Origin of the sequence: Enterobacter cloacae complex sp. IR5403 (assembly GCF_049238705.1) — a bacterium.
GTDB classification, from domain to species: domain Bacteria; phylum Pseudomonadota; class Gammaproteobacteria; order Enterobacterales; family Enterobacteriaceae; genus Enterobacter; species Enterobacter hormaechei_C.
This window is the reverse complement of record NZ_JBMKHP010000002.1, coordinates 209,969-226,222: the sequence shown is the minus strand read 5'-3', so window position 1 is coordinate 226,222 and position 16,254 is coordinate 209,969. Positions and strand designations below refer to the sequence as shown.

At 57.4% G+C, this 16,254-nt stretch carries 14 protein-coding genes; 7 read left to right on the top strand and 7 right to left on the bottom strand.

Going from position 1 to position 16,254, the window contains the following annotated elements:
* Positions 1 to 15 precede the first annotated feature (15 nt).
* The gene (locus tag ACOTW6_RS04040) at positions 16 to 2,724 is read right to left on the bottom strand and encodes a cation-transporting P-type ATPase (RefSeq protein ID WP_047052874.1); all 2,709 of its coding nucleotides are present in this window, start codon (positions 2,722 to 2,724) and stop codon (positions 16 to 18) included.
* Positions 2,725 to 3,212: 488 nt separating this feature from the next.
* Here ACOTW6_RS04040 and ACOTW6_RS04035 point away from each other — a divergent pair, with 488 nt between their 5' ends.
* A complete protein-coding gene (locus ACOTW6_RS04035; protein WP_003858875.1) occupies positions 3,213 to 3,461 on the top strand; it encodes a DUF1158 domain-containing protein in 249 nt (82 codons plus the stop codon).
* Here ACOTW6_RS04035 and ACOTW6_RS04030 read toward each other — a convergent pair.
* Positions 3,447 to 5,015: an alpha/beta hydrolase-fold protein gene (locus tag ACOTW6_RS04030; RefSeq protein ID WP_047052872.1), complete on the bottom strand. Its 1,569-nt coding sequence runs from the start codon at positions 5,013 to 5,015 to the stop codon at positions 3,447 to 3,449. The genes ACOTW6_RS04035 and ACOTW6_RS04030 overlap by 15 nt on opposite strands.
* 123 nt (positions 5,016 to 5,138) lie before the next feature.
* Here ACOTW6_RS04030 and ACOTW6_RS04025 point away from each other — a divergent pair, with 123 nt between their 5' ends.
* Positions 5,139 to 7,283, top strand: a complete 2,145-nt coding sequence (locus ACOTW6_RS04025) for a TonB-dependent siderophore receptor (RefSeq protein ID WP_219241060.1) — start codon at positions 5,139 to 5,141, stop codon at positions 7,281 to 7,283.
* 98 nt (positions 7,284 to 7,381) lie between these two features.
* On the opposite strand, the gene ACOTW6_RS04020 is transcribed toward ACOTW6_RS04025, so the two are convergent.
* Together ACOTW6_RS04020 and ACOTW6_RS04015 are read right to left on the bottom strand one after the other, a co-directional pair.
* Positions 7,382 to 7,723: a RamA family antibiotic efflux transcriptional regulator gene (locus tag ACOTW6_RS04020; RefSeq protein ID WP_003858880.1), complete on the bottom strand. Its 342-nt coding sequence runs from the start codon at positions 7,721 to 7,723 to the stop codon at positions 7,382 to 7,384.
* 32 nt (positions 7,724 to 7,755) lie between these two features.
* Complete coding sequence (locus ACOTW6_RS04015; RefSeq protein ID WP_213788923.1) at positions 7,756 to 8,859, bottom strand: RomA family MBL fold metallo-hydrolase; 1,104 nt, start codon at positions 8,857 to 8,859, stop codon at positions 7,756 to 7,758.
* A 191-nt stretch (positions 8,860 to 9,050) separates the two neighbouring features.
* Here ACOTW6_RS04015 and ACOTW6_RS04010 point away from each other — a divergent pair, with 191 nt between their 5' ends.
* From ACOTW6_RS04010 to nfsB, 3 genes are all read left to right on the top strand, one after another.
* Positions 9,051 to 9,641 (top strand): TetR/AcrR family transcriptional regulator, encoded by a 591-nt coding sequence (locus tag ACOTW6_RS04010; protein ID WP_003858882.1) that lies wholly within the window; start codon positions 9,051 to 9,053, stop codon positions 9,639 to 9,641.
* Entirely contained in the window at positions 9,631 to 9,999 is a 369-nt protein-coding gene (locus ACOTW6_RS04005) for an MmcQ/YjbR family DNA-binding protein (protein WP_003858883.1), read from the top strand. The genes ACOTW6_RS04010 and ACOTW6_RS04005 overlap by 11 nt, the downstream gene beginning before the upstream one ends.
* Positions 10,000 to 10,119: 120 nt before the next feature.
* Positions 10,120 to 10,773 (top strand): oxygen-insensitive NAD(P)H nitroreductase, encoded by a 654-nt coding sequence (nfsB, locus tag ACOTW6_RS04000; RefSeq protein WP_003858884.1) that lies wholly within the window; start codon positions 10,120 to 10,122, stop codon positions 10,771 to 10,773.
* A gap of 27 nt (positions 10,774 to 10,800) precedes the next feature.
* Here nfsB and ACOTW6_RS03995 read toward each other — a convergent pair whose 3' ends face one another.
* A complete protein-coding gene (locus ACOTW6_RS03995; RefSeq protein ID WP_063133759.1) occupies positions 10,801 to 11,403 on the bottom strand; it encodes a hypothetical protein in 603 nt (200 codons plus the stop codon).
* A gap of 153 nt (positions 11,404 to 11,556) precedes the next feature.
* Positions 11,557 to 12,426: a helix-turn-helix transcriptional regulator gene (locus tag ACOTW6_RS03990; RefSeq protein WP_045334174.1), complete on the bottom strand. Its 870-nt coding sequence runs from the start codon at positions 12,424 to 12,426 to the stop codon at positions 11,557 to 11,559.
* Between the two features lie 107 nt (positions 12,427 to 12,533).
* On the opposite strand from ACOTW6_RS03990, the gene ACOTW6_RS03985 reads away from it, so the two are divergent.
* Together ACOTW6_RS03985 and ACOTW6_RS03980 are read left to right on the top strand one after the other, a co-directional pair.
* Positions 12,534 to 13,970, top strand: coding sequence for an MFS transporter (locus ACOTW6_RS03985; protein WP_213788924.1), 1,437 nt, complete (start codon positions 12,534 to 12,536; stop codon positions 13,968 to 13,970).
* A gap of 67 nt (positions 13,971 to 14,037) precedes the next feature.
* Positions 14,038 to 15,282, top strand: a complete 1,245-nt coding sequence (locus ACOTW6_RS03980; RefSeq protein WP_022650531.1) for a mechanosensitive ion channel family protein — start codon at positions 14,038 to 14,040, stop codon at positions 15,280 to 15,282.
* Here the strand turns inward: ACOTW6_RS03980 and ACOTW6_RS03975 are convergent, their stop codons facing one another.
* Complete coding sequence (locus ACOTW6_RS03975; RefSeq protein WP_047052861.1) at positions 15,283 to 16,254, bottom strand: LacI family DNA-binding transcriptional regulator; 972 nt, start codon at positions 16,252 to 16,254, stop codon at positions 15,283 to 15,285.

The following is a 16,254-nucleotide window of genomic DNA, read 5'->3' as shown; positions in this document are numbered from 1 at the left end:
GGTGAGGGCAAAAGGTTATGCAGCCTTACGGAACCTGCGGGTCAGTCGCTTCTCGATTTCGACGACGAAGAACATCACCCCCGCCACCGCCAGCGTCACGAACCAGTAGCGCAGCGGCAGCGCTTCGGTGCCGAACAGCATCTGCATAAATGGCAGGTAGATAATCGCCGCCTGGAGCAGGAACAGCACGCCCGTCACCAGCCAGATCCCTTTGTTCGCCAGCAGGCCGCGGTTCAGAGAGAACCCGTCGGTGTTGCGGCAGTTAATCATGTATACCCACTGGGCACAGACCAGCATCTGCAACAGCACGGTGCGGATGAACTCCGCGCTGTGGCCGCGCGGGGCCAGCCAGGCTTCCAGCGCAAAGGCGGCGATGGCAATCATGGTGCCGACGAAGGCTACGCGCCAGACGGCGTAGGCGTCCATCACGTGCTGCCCGGTCTGACGCGGCGGGCGGCGCATAATGTTGCGCTCGGCGGCCTCGAAGGCCAGACCGAAGGAGAGCGTGGCGGAGGTCGCCATGTTCATCCACAGGATCAGCACCGGCGTCAGCGGAATGATGTTCCCCGCCAGCAGCGCAATCACAATCAATAGCCCCTGCGCCAGGTTGGTCGGCATGATGAACAGGATGGTCTTCTTCAGGTTGTCGTAAACGCGACGCCCCTCTTTCACTGCGCTGGCGATGGTGGCGAAGTTATCGTCCGTCAGGACCATGTCCGCCGCCTCTTTGGTCACTTCCGTGCCTTTGATGCCCATCGCGATACCCACGTCCGCCTGGCGCAGCGCCGGGGCATCGTTCACGCCGTCGCCGGTCATGCCGACGATTTCGCCTTTGTCCTGCAACGCTTTCACCAGGCGCAGCTTATGCTCCGGGCTGGTACGGGCGAAGATGTCATACTTCACCGCCGCTTCCGCCAGCTCGGCGTCGTCCATCTTCTCCAGCTGGTAGCCGGTGACCGCCTGCTCGCTGTTGGTGATCCCCAGCATCTGGCCGATGCTCATCGCCGTCTGCGGGTGATCCCCGGTGATCATCTTCACGCGGATCCCCGCCTGCTGGCAGGCGTTAATCGCCTCAATCGCTTCCGGACGCGGCGGATCCATCATCCCGGCAATGCCGAGGAAGATCAGACCGTGGCTCAGGTCGTCGTGAGTTAATGCCTGCTCGCCGTTCGCTGGCTTGAACGCCGCGGCGACCATGCGCAGCCCCTGACGCGCATAGCGCTCCATCTCCGTTTCCCAGTACGCGCGGTCAAAGGCTTGCGCACCGTTGCGGGTCTGCTGCTGCTCACACAGGGCGAAAATCACGTCCGGCGCGCCGGTGATCAAAATCTGCTCCTCACCGCCAATCTGGTAGTGGGTGCTCATGTACTTGTACTGCGAGTCGAACGGGATCTTGTTAACCAGCGTGGTCTCGACCGGCGCGAGGTGCGCTTTCGCCGCCAGCACCTTCAGCGCGCCCTCGGTCGGGCCGCCGGTGATGCCCCACAGCCCGCGCTCGTCCTGAATCAGCTGGCTGTCGTTACACAGGTCGATGGTGCGCAGGTACTGCTCCAGCACGGTGCCCGGCTGGATCTGCACCGGCTCGTCGCTGCCTTCGAGGTAGATGTTGCCCACCGGCTCGTAGCTGTTGCCGTCCACGCGATAGCACGTATCGGCGGTGATGATGGCTTTCACCGTCATCTCGTTCATGGTCAGGGTGCCGGTTTTATCCGAGCAGACCACGGTCATCGCGCCCAGGGTTTCAACCGTCGGCAGCTTGCGGATAATCGCCCGCTTGCGCGCCATCGCCTGCACGCCCAGGGAGAGGATAATGGAGATAATCGCCGGCAGTCCTTCCGGCACGGAGGCTACCGCCAGGCTAATCAGGGAGAGCAGCAGCTCGCCCATCGGGATCTCGCGGAACACCAGGCTGAAGACAAACAGCGCGGCCATCATCGCCAGAATGATGGCGAAGATCGCTTTACCCAGCTTGTCCATCTGCACCAGCAGCGGGGTGCGGTGTTTTTCAATGCCCGCCATCATCTGGTTGATGTGGCCGAGTTCGGTCTCCTGGCCCGTGGCAATGACCACGCCCACGCCGCCGCCCGCGCTGACCGTCGTACCGGAAAAGACCAGGTTCGTGCGGTCGCCCAGCGGTAATTCGCCGTTCAGCGGGTTCGTGTGTTTATCCACCACGGTGGATTCACCGGTCAGAATTGCCTCTTCCACACGTAAATTATGCGCTTCGATTAAACGCATATCCGCCGGAATACGATCACCTGCGCGCAACACAATAATATCGCCCGGGACGATTTCCGTCGTCGGGATAGTTTCATGGTTGCCGTTACGAATAACGCGCGCCTCGCTGGAGAGCATATTGCGAATACTCTTCAGGGATTTTTCCGCGTTACTTTCCTGAATGTGGCCAATTAAGGCATTGATTACCGCCACGCCCAGAATAACCAGCGTATCAACCCAGTGTCCCATGACTGCCGTTAATACGGCGGCCGCCAGCAGGACGTAAATCAGGACATCGTTAAAATGCGCGAGAAAACGCAGCCAGCCCGGCTTGCCTTTTTTCTCCGGCAGCGCGTTCGGGCCATGTTTCTGCAAACGTGCCTGCGCCTCGGCGCGGTCCAGGCCATTAGCCTGGCTCTGCGCCTGAGCAAGCACCTGCTCTACGGTCTGCTGGTACGCCTGCCCGCCTGCGGGTGGCATATTCTGCGAGAAATTTTTTTTGGTCATGGTATTTTTCCTTCAATATCCGGTGGACGGAAGCCGGAATTCCTTTCTGGCTTTAAATAATTCATTTTTAAATCTTGCGGGTTAAATTGATCTACCGCAATATATTGACTACCCGGTTATTCAAAACTGATTAAAATTATTTCGACGCGTTGATTTTTACAAAATATTTCTAAACCAACACTAAACGAGGAGGAAGCATGTTTGGTATTTATCGCGGACGGCGCCTGGCGTTATACATTGTCGCAGCCATTGTTATTGCGACGTTAATTGGATATAGCACCTATAGCTTTGTAAAATTATTTTCGTGAGAAAGACGTTTATTTACATAACGCGATATTAATTTAATCGCCGCGGAAATATTATCTATTTTCTGTTATTAATTCTCAGAATAACGGTGGCCTTTCACCCAATTTTGCCAGTGGGCATGATATTGCTTTACGTTTCAGGATGCCGGACAATGACATTTTTAACTGACGATTAACATTACGATGAAACACCCGTTAGAATCGCTGCTCACCGCAGGGGGCATTTTGCTGATGGCCCTGCTCTCCTGCCTGCTATTACCTGCGCCGTCGCTGGGTCTGGTGCTGGCGCAGAAGCTGGTTCAGACCTTTCATATGGTCGATCTGAATCAGCTGTACACCATTCTGTTCTGTCTGTGGTTTTTGGTGCTCGGCGCCATCGAATTCTTTATCCTGCGTTTCATCTGGCGCCGCTGGTTTTCACTGGCGTCGTAAGCCAGTGAGATCGCGCATCCCGTGGATTAGCGCTTCACACCAGGCCGCGTAGTCGTGGCCGCTGGATGAGGGGTGGAAGCTGACGCGGTAGCCTTTATTCCTCAGCACCTGTTCAAAATCCTGCGTGGTGCGATAGATACCGCCGCCCGGCCCCGTGGTTTCAAACTTCCCGGCCTGTAACCAGAAACGCACCGGATACGGTGGAGACTGTTGGTACTGACGCGTCAGCCAGCCGGGGGCGTCACCTTCTGGCGCCCACCAGTAAGAACCGGAAAGGCTCAGCACGTTGCCAAACAGGCGCGGATAGCGCAGCGCTACCCATGAAGAGGCAATTCCCCCATAGCTTGATCCTGCCAGTACGGTTTTCTGCCGCTGCATGCCAATGCCCTTCCCCCGCAGCCACGGCAGCAGTTCGTGCGCCATAAAGTCAGCAAAATCCGGGTTCGGCGGCAGCTCGTTGCCGCGACGGGCGTGATCGAGGCTGTCGATAAACACCACGTTAATCGGTGGCAGGTGATGCCGGGCAATCAGACCGTCCAGCACGTTGGCAAAATGGTATTCGTCCTGATAAACCTGTCCGTCGAAGAGGATGAGCGTCCAGCGTGCAGGCTGTGCGCCGCGCGGTTGGTAGATCATCACGTCGCGGGCATTGCCGAGGATGTTGCTGCTCAGCCTCTGGCGGCTCAACGTCCCGTGTACCAGCGGCTGTGCCGTAGCCCGAACGGAGCAGTAGCGCGCCGGGCTGAGATCGAGCAGAGAATAGCGATTCCAGCGATCGGTCTTCTGCTCCCCGAAGGTATTCGGGTTAAGCGGATCGGCCTGCGCGCTCACCAGGATGGCGCGGCGTTGATCGCGGGCAGAGCCTTCAACGATCGGCACATCGGGGGCGAGCTTGTACTGCATCACCGTATCAGCGGGGACCACGTAGCTGCGGAACCAGACGTCGCTGTTGCCCAGGCGGAACAGCGGATCGTGATCCCCCGCCGGAGAGCCGAGAATGAAGACGTTATCCCGCGCGCCGCGCCACAGAAAGGTCACGCGCTTATGGCTCGCATCTACCGGCTCAACCATCGGCGTTCCCTGTCGACGCTGCGCCTGCCAGAACGCCTCGGTACTTCCACCGGCAGAAATGTCGTTTGCCAGCGCCTTCAGCGTCGGGCTTTCTGGCACCAGCATCTGCACGCGTGGTAACGGAGAGGTCTCTTTCATTCGCCACTGAAAACGCCACGGCTTGCCGGCTTCGCCGTGTAGCACCAGCGAGGTGTTCTGTTTCACCGGCAGAGCAAACAGCAGCGTGTGTTCCCCGTCGGCAGGACCGTTTTCGACCAGCGTGCGAATGCGGCGGTTTTGTCCGTCCAGCAGGCGCGCATCCGTCACGCCATGCAGCGTGGCGGAAACGTAATTTTCACCCAATTCAGGCAGGGAGAAGCAGACTTCGCCGCTGGCATCAAACTTTCCCTGAATATCGCCCTGCCGGGACGATTGCTCGCACGTTGCCGCCACGGCGGGCAGCGCGCCGATCCCCAACAGCAACCCACTCCATACCCTCTTCATTACCGCTTGTTCCCCAACGAAATTTGTTAACAACGCTAATGCAAATGGTAATAATTTGCAATATCATCAACGACGATTTACCGGTGTTTTTATGGCGATAGCAACCAAGGACGTTCAATAAAAATGTTTAAAAATAATAAGATAATGCAGCTCTGGCTGCTGAGTCTGGCGACGACCAGCGTCGCGGCTCAGGCAGAAACGAAAGAAGAAACGATTACGGTAACGCAGGGCGTGAGTGAAGAGCCCACTGCGCCCGTAAAAGGCATTGTGGCGACGAAAACGCTCTCCGCCACCAAGACCAGCGCGGAGATCGTGAAGACGCCGCAGTCGGTATCGGTGATCACCCGCGATCAGATGAACATGCAGGACGTCACCTCCGTTTCGCAGGCGCTGCGCTACTCGGCGGGCGTGTTTACCGAGTACCGGGGCTCGTCTAACCGTAACGACGAGGTGTTTGTGCGCGGCTTTAGCTATGTGCCGAAATTCCTCGATGGCTTAAGCTTTGGCGCAACGGCTTCCTCACAGACGGGCACAGTTGACCCGTGGCTGCTGGAGCGCGTGGAGCTGGTGCGCGGCCCGGCGTCGGTGCTGTTTGGCCAGGTGAATCCTGGCGGGTTAATCAGCATGACCAGCAAGCGCCCGACGGCGGAGGCCATTCACAACGTGCAGTTCCGCACCGGCAATCACGATCTCGCCGAAGGTGCGTTTGATTTCGGCGGCCGGCTGAGCGACGACGGCCGCGTGCTGTATCGCGTGAACGGTATCGCCCGTACGCAGCATAATCAGGTGGACGATTATAAAGAGACGCGGATGGCGATCGCCCCGGCGATCACCTGGTACCCGAACGATCAGACCCGCTTTACGCTGCTGACCAGCTACCAGAAAGATCCGGATGCCGGATACCGCAATTTCCTGCCCGCCTACGGTACGGTGAAAAGCGTCGACGGGAAATACATCCCGCGCGACTTTAACGTCAGCGATCCGAATTACAATCAGTCCTGGCGCGAGCAGACGATGATTGGCTACGAGCTGGAACACCAGTTCGCCGACAACCTCACCTTCCGCCAGAACGCCCGTTACGCCACCATCAAGCAGAAATATCGTTATCTGGTTTACGCCAACAGCACGGCCAACAGCACGGTGTTGACCCGTCGCGCCCAGCGTGAAGAGCGCACGACCAACGAATTTGGCCTTGATAACCAGCTGGAATATCTGCTGGAGACCGGAAGCGTCAACCACACCCTGCTCGGCGGGTTTGATTACAAGACCAGCAAGGATAAACAGCTGCTGGCGCGCGGGAGCGGCTCACAGTATGACCTCGACTGGACAAACCCGGTTTACGGCGTGAACGTGAATGAAAGCACCTTCAAAACAGCGTCCGACGAGCAGCAAAATCTCGACCAGATGGGCCTGTATCTTCAGGATCAGATGAGCTGGAACAACTGGGAGTGGCTGGTTTCCGGGCGCTACGACTGGAGCGAAGTGCGTACCAACGACTTCACCGACAGCAGCGTTACCCAGCAGAACGACAGCAAATTTACCTGGCGCACCGGCCTGCTGTACGCGTTTGATTCTGGCCTGTCGCCGTACATCAGCTACAGCACCTCGTTTGAACCGAACCTGCAAACCAACCGTGCGCCGGGCGTTACGCCATTTAAGCCTACTACCGGGGAGCAGACCGAGATTGGCGTGAAATATCAGCCGGTCGACACCACGCTGATGACCCTGGCGCTGTACGATTTAACTCAGGACAACGTCGCGACCTATAACAGCGCTGAAGGCTGGTTCGAAAATGCGGGCAAGGTGCGTTCGAAAGGCGCTGAAGCGGAAATCCACGCCACGCTGATGGATAACATCAACCTGATTGGCTCCTACACTTACACCGATGCAAAAACCGAAAGCACCACGGTGGCGGGAACTGAAGGCAAAACGCCTGCGCGCATTCCGGCGCATATGGCATCGGCGTTCGCCAGTTATGCCGTTCCGGGCGGGGCGCTGAAGAGCCTGACCGCTGGCGTGGGGATGCGCTACATCGGCACCAGCTACGGCGATGCGAAGAACACCTTCAAGGTGCCATCGGTGGATCTGTATGACGCGATGCTGCGCTACGACCTGGGCGAGATGAACCGCAGCCTGAAAGGGGCAAGCGTGCAGTTCAACGTCAATAACGTGGCAGACACGAAGTATGTGGCGTCGTGCGCAAGCGATACGGCGTGCTTCTACGGGATTGGCCGGACGGTGACGGCGACGGTGAATTACAGCTGGTAAGCATGGTGCGGTCTGATCCCCTCATCCCGGCCCTCTCCCCAAAGGGGCGAGGGTGTAATCGTCCCTTTGGGGAGAGGGTTAGGGTGAGGGGATGTTTTTCAGTGCGCCCGACCGTGGTTTTCTTTGCGGTACGCACCGGGCGGCTGGTTGAAGGTGCGGGTAAAGATGCGGGTAAACGTCTGCTGCGAGTCAAACCCGTAGCGCAGGCAGATGTCGTACACCCGCTCGTCTGACTCACGCAGATCGCGCGCCGCCATCAGCAGCTTGCGTTCGCGGATGTAGCGCCCCAGACTTTCGCCTTTGTACTGCATAAACAGCCGCTGTAAATGCCATTTTGAGTAACCCGCATGGCGGGCAATCTCTTCGATGCGTAACGGCTGGTGTAGGTTGTCATCGATCCATTCGACAATCGTATCAATGACCTGAGCGGAAATCGTCATACTGCTCTCCCCCTCTGCTTCTCGCTTAAACATTATTCCCACCACTCGCGAAATTGTTGCGTGGTATCACTCACCCGCACGGGCTCGCCCAGCTCCGGCGTCAGCAGCCGGTAGTTTTTATCCTTACTGGCTTTCGCCAGCTGGATCAGTGGATCGTTCCAGGTATGCTTCGCCAGCACAAAACGCCCGTTATGTCCCGGTACGACCGCTTTGGCATTGAGATCTGCCGAGGCCTGCGCCGTTTCCGCCGGGTGCATATGGATGTACTTCCAGTCCTGGTCGTACTGGCCGTTTTCCATGATGGCTAAGTCCACTCCGCCAAACTGCTCGCCAATCGCTTTGAAGTGGGGGCCGTAACCGGAGTCTCCGCTGTAGTAGACCTTTTGCTCTGGGGTGACAAACATAAAGCTGCCCCACAGGGTCTGGTTACGCTTAATGCCGCGCCCGGAAAAATGGCGCGCCGGCAGAACGTGCACCGTCAGCGCATCGCTGATATGCACCGACTGGTTCCAGTCCCGCTCGTCGATAATCTCCGGGTTCATCCCCCAGTAGCGCAGATGCGACCCCACGCCCAGCGGGGTGACCACGCGCTTAACCTTCGGCAGCAGCGCCTTGATGGTGGCGTAATCCAGATGGTCATAGTGATCGTGGGAGATAATCAGCAGGTCGATCTCCGGCATGCTCTCCGCACGCCACGGGTACTCCCCCGCAAATGCTTTATTGAGGAACGAGAACGGTGCGGCGTAGCTACTCAGAACCGGATCGATCAGGATGCGTTTCCCCGCCAGCTGCATATACCAGGAGGAGTGGCCGAGCCACACCAGTGTGTCCTGTTCAGGCGACAGGCTCGCCAGATCGGTTTTCACCAGCGGCAGCGGCTGCGCAGGACGGGCGTTTTCGGTTTTACGGGTAAGGAACTGCCACCACGCCACCAGCATATTTTGTTGCCCGGTAAAGCCCGGCGTAGGGAGCGTGTTATGGAATTGCCCGTCGCGATAGTGCGGAGAGGCTTCCACTTCAGAGAGCTGCGCACCCTGCGGTGGCTGGCCAAATCCGGCATTCAGTACAAACGGTAAACTGGCAGCTGAAGCAATAATCATGACTAACACCACGCAGATGAATAGAGGCTTTTTCATTTCCTGACCCGCCTACGCGCCCCATCCGATGGATTGCGCGGGTGATACTTGATTATGAGTGAGTAAGCACTCATTATAGATAGGATGATTACGCCGTCAAGAAGGTTTTCGATCTTTGACATTCCGCGTTGCAGCGTATCAAGGCTCGTGTTTCAATCAGGGCTTTTACAATTGACGGGAGGAAAAATTTAGTGGCACGTCCGAAGAGTGAAGATAAAAAACAGGCCTTACTGGAAGCAGCAACGGCTGCGTTTGCGCAGTCAGGTATTGCCGCCTCAACGGCGTTAATTGCCCGTAATGCGGGCGTCGCTGAAGGGACACTGTTTCGCTACTTTGCTACCAAAGACGATCTGCTGAATGCCCTCTACCTGCATCTGAAGCAGGATCTCTGCCAGACCATGCTGGCGAATCTCGATCGGACCATCACCGAGCCAAAAGAGCATACCCGCAATATCTGGAACAGCTATGTAGACTGGGGCATTCGTAACCCCCTGGCGCATGCGGCTATCCGCCAGATTGGCGTCAGTGAAAAGCTGAACGCAGAAACCGAGCAGGCGGTGAAAGACATGTTCCCGGAACTGCATGAACTGTGTCGTCGTTCGATCCGCCCGGTGTTTATGTCTGACGAGTTTAAGACCTTCGGTGATGCAATGTTCTTATCGCTGGCTGAAACCACCATGGAGTTTGCCGCGCGCGATCCGTCCCGTGCCGTCGATTTTAAAGCGCTGGGCTTTGAAGCCATGTGGCGCGGGCTTGCTGAGGAAGATAACCATGGACAGTAAATCCTTGCAGGAACATGCCAGACGCGTCGCGCTGGAGATGCCTTTTACCGAACATTGCTGGCCGTTTGGCCCGGAGTATGACGTGTTTAAGGTGGGCGGGAAAATTTTTATGCTGATGGCGACGGCTCACGGTCGGGCCCACGTCAGCCTGAAATCCGATCCGGAAAAATCGCTGCTCAATCAGCAGATCTACCGTGGCGTGGAGCCCGGTTACCATCTGAATAAAAAACACTGGATCTCCCTTTATGGCACGGACGACATCACGCCTGAACTGGTCACCGACCTGATTACGGATTCGTGGAATCTGGTCGTTGATAAACTGCCGAAAAAAGATCAGAAGTGGATTCGGCCAGCCTGATTGTTCGTCTCAGACGAACAGAATAAGCGCTCGAATCGCACTTATCTTTTCCCGCTTCGCGCGGTAATCTGCTTTCCTTTCACGCCCGCCCGCGGGCGAATTTCATCACCAGGAGTTGTTATGGATATTATTTCTGTCGCCCTGAAACGCCACTCTACCAAGGCGTTCGACCCAGCCAAAAAACTGACCGCAGAAGAAGCGGAAAAAATCAAAACGCTGCTGCAATACAGCCCGTCCAGCACCAACTCCCAGCCGTGGCACTTTATTGTTGCCAGCACTGAAGAGGGTAAAGCGCGCGTGGCAAAATCCGCGGCGGGCACCTATGTGTTTAACGAACGCAAAATGCTGGATGCCTCTCACGTGGTGGTGTTCTGCGCGAAAACCGCGATGGACGATGCCTGGCTTGAGCGCGTTGTCGATCAGGAAGAGGCTGACGGCCGTTTCGCCACGCCAGAAGCTAAAGCCGCGAATCACAAAGGCCGCTGCTATTTTGCCGACATGCACCGCGTGGATCTGAAAGATGACGACCAGTGGATGGCGAAGCAGGTTTACCTGAACGTCGGCAACTTCCTGCTGGGCGTGGCCGCGATGGGCCTGGATGCGGTACCCATCGAAGGGTTTGACGCCGCGATCCTCGATGAAGAGTTTGGCCTGAAAGAGAAAGGCTTCACCAGCCTGGTGGTGGTCCCGGTCGGGCATCACAGCGTGGAAGATTTCAACGCCACGCTGCCGAAATCTCGCCTGCCGCTGAGCACGATTGTGACTGAGTGCTAATGAAAATGGGCCGCTGCATGCGGCCCGTTACGTTTTACTGATGACAAGCCTGCGATGCGGATGAACCTCACGATCGTTTCCCCAGGCAAAAGCAATCCAGCGCTCTTCCAGCTCAGCGTAGGAATTTACGGGCGTTAACGTCCACTCTTCTCCCACCGTACCGTCCGCCACGCTAATGCGATAGTTCATGGTAAACGCCCAGTCGATCATGCGCAGCCAGAACCGTTGCCCGTCGCCCGTTTGTTCGCTGTCAGAGACAACGATGTCGTATTCGCTTAGCACCCACTGAAAAAAGAGTTGTGGCAACCCGCTTATCACGCGTTGATGAACGGCACGCGGAGTACGCCACACCATCACCTGCGTGGCGGCACCGTGGGGAAAGGTAATTTCTTTATGAAATTTAAGCTTTACGGCATACGCCGTATAAGGTTTGCCGTCATCGGTGGTCACGAGACGATATTCATCACCATAACGCGATTTCAGAAGCCGGTATCCGACAGGCAGCAGAAACCCCGGCAGATGAAAATCCGCCGTACCTCGTGCCAGGAACGCTTCGGTGTGTTCGACGTTTCGGGAGATAAGGCCGAGTTTTTGGCTGAAATCTGCGGAATCAATCATCAGTGGCGACATTAGTGGTTTCTCATGGCGTGAGTATAGTCGACTTAATCCCTCATCGAAATGATGTCGATTCAGTCGGTTGGTTTAAGTTAAACGCCACCTTATACCTGTCTCATCCGCTTAGCAGAGCCAGCTCTGATTCCCTGAAAGCCCCTCGCAAAAAACTTACTTCCCCTGCTCCGCCAGCCACGCCATCGCCTTCTCCCCTGCCTCATCCACGGGTAAATAGACCAGCAGCCGCGATCCGTTTCGCGGGGCGGAGTACCAGTACATCTGCTGGAGATGAAAATCCCCCAGCTCGGGATGGGTGAACAGCTTGAGCTGGTTCTCCACGCCGCGCACGTCGTTACGCTGGTGCCACAGGGTTTTAAACTCTTCGGACACCGCAAAAAAACGCGCCAGCTTCGCTTCCCAGAGCGGGTCGCCACGGTGCTCAGCCATGGCCGCGCGGAAGTAGGAGACGAAAATCGGCAGCACGTCGTCACGTTTGCCGAGCCGCGCGCGCCACGCCGGATGGGTGAGGAAAAGGTAAATACAGTTGCGATCTTCCGGCGGGATGGCGTTGAAATCGACGCCCATCAGGTGGCCGAAGCTGTCGTTCCACGCCACGATATCGAAATTCGGTTTCTGAATACTGGCAGGTTTCGGCATCAGGGTATCCAGCAGGCGACGCGTGCCTTCGCTGATCCCCTCGCAGCACACCGCCTGCGGGGCTTCGCCCGGCGGCAAACCGGCGAGCACAAACAGATGCCGGGCTTCGGTCGGGGTGCATTGCAGCGCTTTTGCGATGGCGGCCATCACCGCGCTGGACGGATTGACGTCCCGGCCCTGCTCCAGCCAGGTGTACCAGGTCACGCCGACATCCGCGAGCATCGCCACCTCCTCCCGCCGCAGGCCCGGCGTGCGGCGGCGGCCGCTGCGCGGTAAGCCGAGCCGCTGCGGATCAAGGCTTTCGCGCCGGGCACGCAAAAACGCGCCCAGCTGCTTGCGGGTGTCATCCTGGAGAGAGGTGACAGGTTCAGACATCAGCGCCATAACATCTCCTGCATGGTAGTGCCAGTACCAGTATAAGCAAGAACTGGTACCCGTTTATCAGATGGTTGATGCTACGACTCTACGCTGTTTGACGCAATGGAGTCACCATGAATACGTCAGTTGTTTCACCGGGTCGTGCGGGCCTGATATTGCTGTTAACCGGCCAGATGCTGCCGCTGATTGATACCTCAATCACCAACGTGGCGCTGGATTCCATCACCCATTCATTACACGCCACCGCCACCGAACTGGAGCTGATCGTCGCCCTCTACGGCGTGGCCTTTGCCGTCTGCCTGGCCCCCGGCAGCAAGCTGGGCGATAACCTTGGCCGCCGTCGCCTGTTTATGTGGGGCGTGGCGTGTTTTGGCCTGGCCTCCCTGCTGTGCGGCATGGCGGGCAATATCGAACAGTTGCTTGGCGCGCGCATTATGCAGGGTGCGGGCGCCGCGCTGATCATGCCGCAAATTCTCGCGACGTTGCATGTGACGTTAAAAGGAACGGCACACGCCAGAGCGATCAGTCTGTTCGGGGGTATCGGCGGAATTGCGTTTATCGTCGGCCAGATGGGTGGCGGCTGGCTGGTGTCGGCGGACATCGCCGGGCTGGGCTGGCGCAACGCCTTCTTTATCAACGTGCCGATTTGTCTGGTGGTGCTGGCGCTGAGCCGTCGCTACGTGCCGGAAACCCGCCGCGACACGCCGTCGCGCATTGACTGGACCGGGACTGTCCTGCTGACGGCGATACTGTGCTGCCTGCTGTTCCCGATGGCGCTCGGCCCGCAGTGGCACTGGTCGTGGCCGCTGAAGACCGCACTGCTGGCGATTGTGCCGCTGGCCTGTTTGATGGTGCTGAACGCGCGCAAAAAAGAGCGTGAGAATGCCCATCCGCTCATCGCCCCGCGCCTGTTGCAGCTGCGCAGCATCCGCTTTGGCGTGCTGATCGGGATACTCTTTTTCAGCGTCTGGTCCGGGTTCATGTTCTGTATGGCGCTGACCATGCAAAGCGGTCTGGGGATGGCGCCGTGGCAGTCAGGGAACAGCTTTATCGCGCTTGGCGTCACCTATTTTATTTCTGCCTGGTTCGCCCCACGCCTGATTGCCCGCTACAGCACCAGCGCCATCCTGCTGACCGGGCTTGCGATTCAGCTTGTCGGTCTGGTGGCGTTGATCGCCACGTTCCGTCACTGGGGAATGCAGAATACCGCGCTGACGCTGGCCCCGGCCACCGGGCTGGTGGGTTACGGGCAGGCGCTGATTGTAAACAGCTTCTACCGCATCGGGATGCGCGATATTCAGCCTGACGACGCGGGGGCCGCGAGCGCGATTTTAAGCACGCTGCAACAGGCTGCGCTGGGGCTTGGCCCGGCCATTTTCGGCGCGATTTTGCTGCACGGGCTGCAAAATCATCACGGAGATTACACCCAGGCGGTAAACGTCTTCCTGATGGTGGAAACGGCCATGATGGTGGTGCTGGCGCTGGCCACGCTGCGTATGCGCCATCGTCTGTGTTTACCGGTCGTCAAGGCCTGTCCGGCGTCAAAATAAAACTGTCTGAATTTGCATAATAGATCCGCAGCCGCCATTATGGGGCTGCATCAATACAGGAGACGTTATGCAGGAATTAATTGCTCAGGTTGAAGAGTTAGGGATTGAAATTAATCACACCACCTCTTTAGTGATTATCTTTGGTATTATTTTTCTTACAGCCATTATCGTTCATTTTATTCTGCACAAAGTGGTGCTGCGCGCATTCGAGAAACGCGCCCAGGCCAGCAGCCATTTATGGTTGCAGATCATTACGCAGAACAAGTTATTTCACCGTCTGGCGTTTACCCTCCAGGGAATAATCGTCAACGTTCAGGCGGTTCTGTGGCTGCAAAAAGGCAGCGAAGCGGCGGAATTACTCACCACCTGCGCAAAATTGTGGGTGATGGTTTATGCCCTGCTCTCCTTCTTCTCGTTGCTGGACGTGATTTTCAATCTGTCGCAGAAAATGGCTACCGCCTCGCAGCTGCCGCTGAAGGGGATATTCCAGGGCATCAAGCTGGTGAGCGCCATTCTGGTGGGGATACTGATTATCTCCCTGCTGATCGGTCAGTCACCCGCCATTCTGATAAGCGGCCTGGGTGCGATGGCTGCCGTTCTGATGCTGGTCTTTAAAGACCCGATACTGGGCTTAGTGGCGGGCATTCAGCTCTCCGCCAACGACATGCTCAAGCTCGGCGACTGGCTGGAGATGCCGAAATACGGCGCCAACGGCACGGTGACCGACATCGGCCTGACCACCGTGAAAGTGCGCAATTTCGATAACACCATCACCACCATTCCGACGTGGGCGCTGGTGTCCGATGCGTTCATCAACTGGAGCGGCATGTCCGCCTCCGGTGGCCGCCGCATCAAGCGCAGCCTGAATATCGATACCACCAGCATTCATTTCCTCGATGAGCAGGAGCAGCAGAAGCTGATTCAGGCGAAACTGCTGAAGCCGTATCTGGCCGCGCGTCATGAGGAAATTAACCTGTGGAATCAGCAGAACGGCGAAGGGGAATCGGTATTAAACCTGCGCAAGATGACTAATATCGGCACCTTCCGCGCCTACCTGAATGAATATCTGCGTAACCACCCGCGTATTCGTAAAGATATGACGCTGATGGTGCGCCAGCTCGCGCCGGATGCCAACGGGCTGCCGATTGAAATATATGCCTTTACCAACACGGTGATCTGGGCGGAATACGAAGATATTCAGGCCGACATCTTCGATCATATTTTCGCGGTGGTGGATGAATTTGGCCTGCGTATTCACCAGTCGCCAACCGGAAACGATATTCGCTCGCTGGCTGGCGTTATCGCCAGATAATCAGGTGCTGGCGCGGGAAATAAAGCGCCAGTCCATCATGACCCTCTCCGTGGGCGCATCCGGGTTGTCGATCTTATTTAACAGCAGATTGACCGCCTTGCGCCCGATATCCCGCGACGGCTGTTCAATGGTGGTGAGTGAAATCATCTCCGCCAGCTCGGTGCCGTCAAAGCCGACCACCGCGATATCTTCTGGCACCCGCAGCCCTGCCTGCTGAATGGCGCGCAGCGCCCCCGCCGCCAGCGTATCGGAAACGGCAAACACCGCATCCGGCGGGTTTGCTTTTAACAGGTTTTGCATCGCCGCCATTCCCGCACCAGAGCTGAGCTCACTGGCGTACTCCACCGCCTGATAGTCCAGATCCCGCAGGTGTATGACGCTCTTATAGCCGCGCTCGCGAAGACGGGCATATTTGTAGCTGAGGTCATGGTTGATCAGCGCAATGCGTTTGCGCCCCCCGTCGGCAAGCTGGCTGACAACGTGCTGGGAGGCATCAACATCATTAATCCCCACGCAGGAGACCGCGCCCGCATCGGCGTATTCAGCGCACTGCACCCACGGCGCGTTGCCAATCAGCGCGGCCAGCTCCGGCAGTTTCGAGAATGCATCCATGGTGATAATGCCGTCGACGATTTTGCCGGAGAGCAGGCTTAAGCCCGAGCGGGAGCGCTCAATATCCGAGCCGGAGTTGCAAAGCAGAATGCGATAGCCGTTCTTTTCTGCCTCGGCTTCAATGCCCTTCACCACTTCGGCGCAGAACGGGTTGGCGATGTTCGAGACCATCACCAGGATCATATAGCTGCGGGCAGTGCGCAGCTGACGCGCCAGCAGATTGGGCTGATAGTTACTCTCCTGGATCGCCTGCAAAACACGCTCGCGGTTTTTCGCCTTCACGGTATCGCTGTTATTCAGTACGCGGGAGACCGTTGCCACGGATACCCCGGCCAGTTGAGCGATTTTCTGAATTGACAT

Coding starts and splice junctions, on each gene's coding strand:
- ACOTW6_RS04040 (WP_047052874.1), bottom strand. CDS start 2,724: ATGACCAAAAAAAATTTCTCGCAGAATATGCCACCCGCAGGCGGGCAG.
- ACOTW6_RS03990 (WP_045334174.1), bottom strand. CDS start 12,426: ATGGCGCTGATGTCTGAACCTGTCACCTCTCTCCAGGATGACACCCGC.
- ACOTW6_RS04035 (WP_003858875.1), top strand. CDS start 3,213: ATGAAACACCCGTTAGAATCGCTGCTCACCGCAGGGGGCATTTTGCTG.
- ACOTW6_RS03975 (WP_047052861.1), bottom strand. CDS start 16,254: ATGTCAATTCAGAAAATCGCTCAACTGGCCGGGGTATCCGTGGCAACG.
- ACOTW6_RS04005 (WP_003858883.1), top strand. CDS start 9,631: ATGGACAGTAAATCCTTGCAGGAACATGCCAGACGCGTCGCGCTGGAG.
- ACOTW6_RS03995 (WP_063133759.1), bottom strand. CDS start 11,403: ATGTCGCCACTGATGATTGATTCCGCAGATTTCAGCCAAAAACTCGGC.
- ACOTW6_RS04015 (WP_213788923.1), bottom strand. CDS start 8,859: ATGAAAAAGCCTCTATTCATCTGCGTGGTGTTAGTCATGATTATTGCT.
- nfsB (WP_003858884.1), top strand. CDS start 10,120: ATGGATATTATTTCTGTCGCCCTGAAACGCCACTCTACCAAGGCGTTC.
- ACOTW6_RS03985 (WP_213788924.1), top strand. CDS start 12,534: ATGAATACGTCAGTTGTTTCACCGGGTCGTGCGGGCCTGATATTGCTG.
- ACOTW6_RS04030 (WP_047052872.1), bottom strand. CDS start 5,015: ATGAAGAGGGTATGGAGTGGGTTGCTGTTGGGGATCGGCGCGCTGCCC.
- ACOTW6_RS04025 (WP_219241060.1), top strand. CDS start 5,139: ATGTTTAAAAATAATAAGATAATGCAGCTCTGGCTGCTGAGTCTGGCG.
- ACOTW6_RS03980 (WP_022650531.1), top strand. CDS start 14,038: ATGCAGGAATTAATTGCTCAGGTTGAAGAGTTAGGGATTGAAATTAAT.
- ACOTW6_RS04020 (WP_003858880.1), bottom strand. CDS start 7,723: ATGACGATTTCCGCTCAGGTCATTGATACGATTGTCGAATGGATCGAT.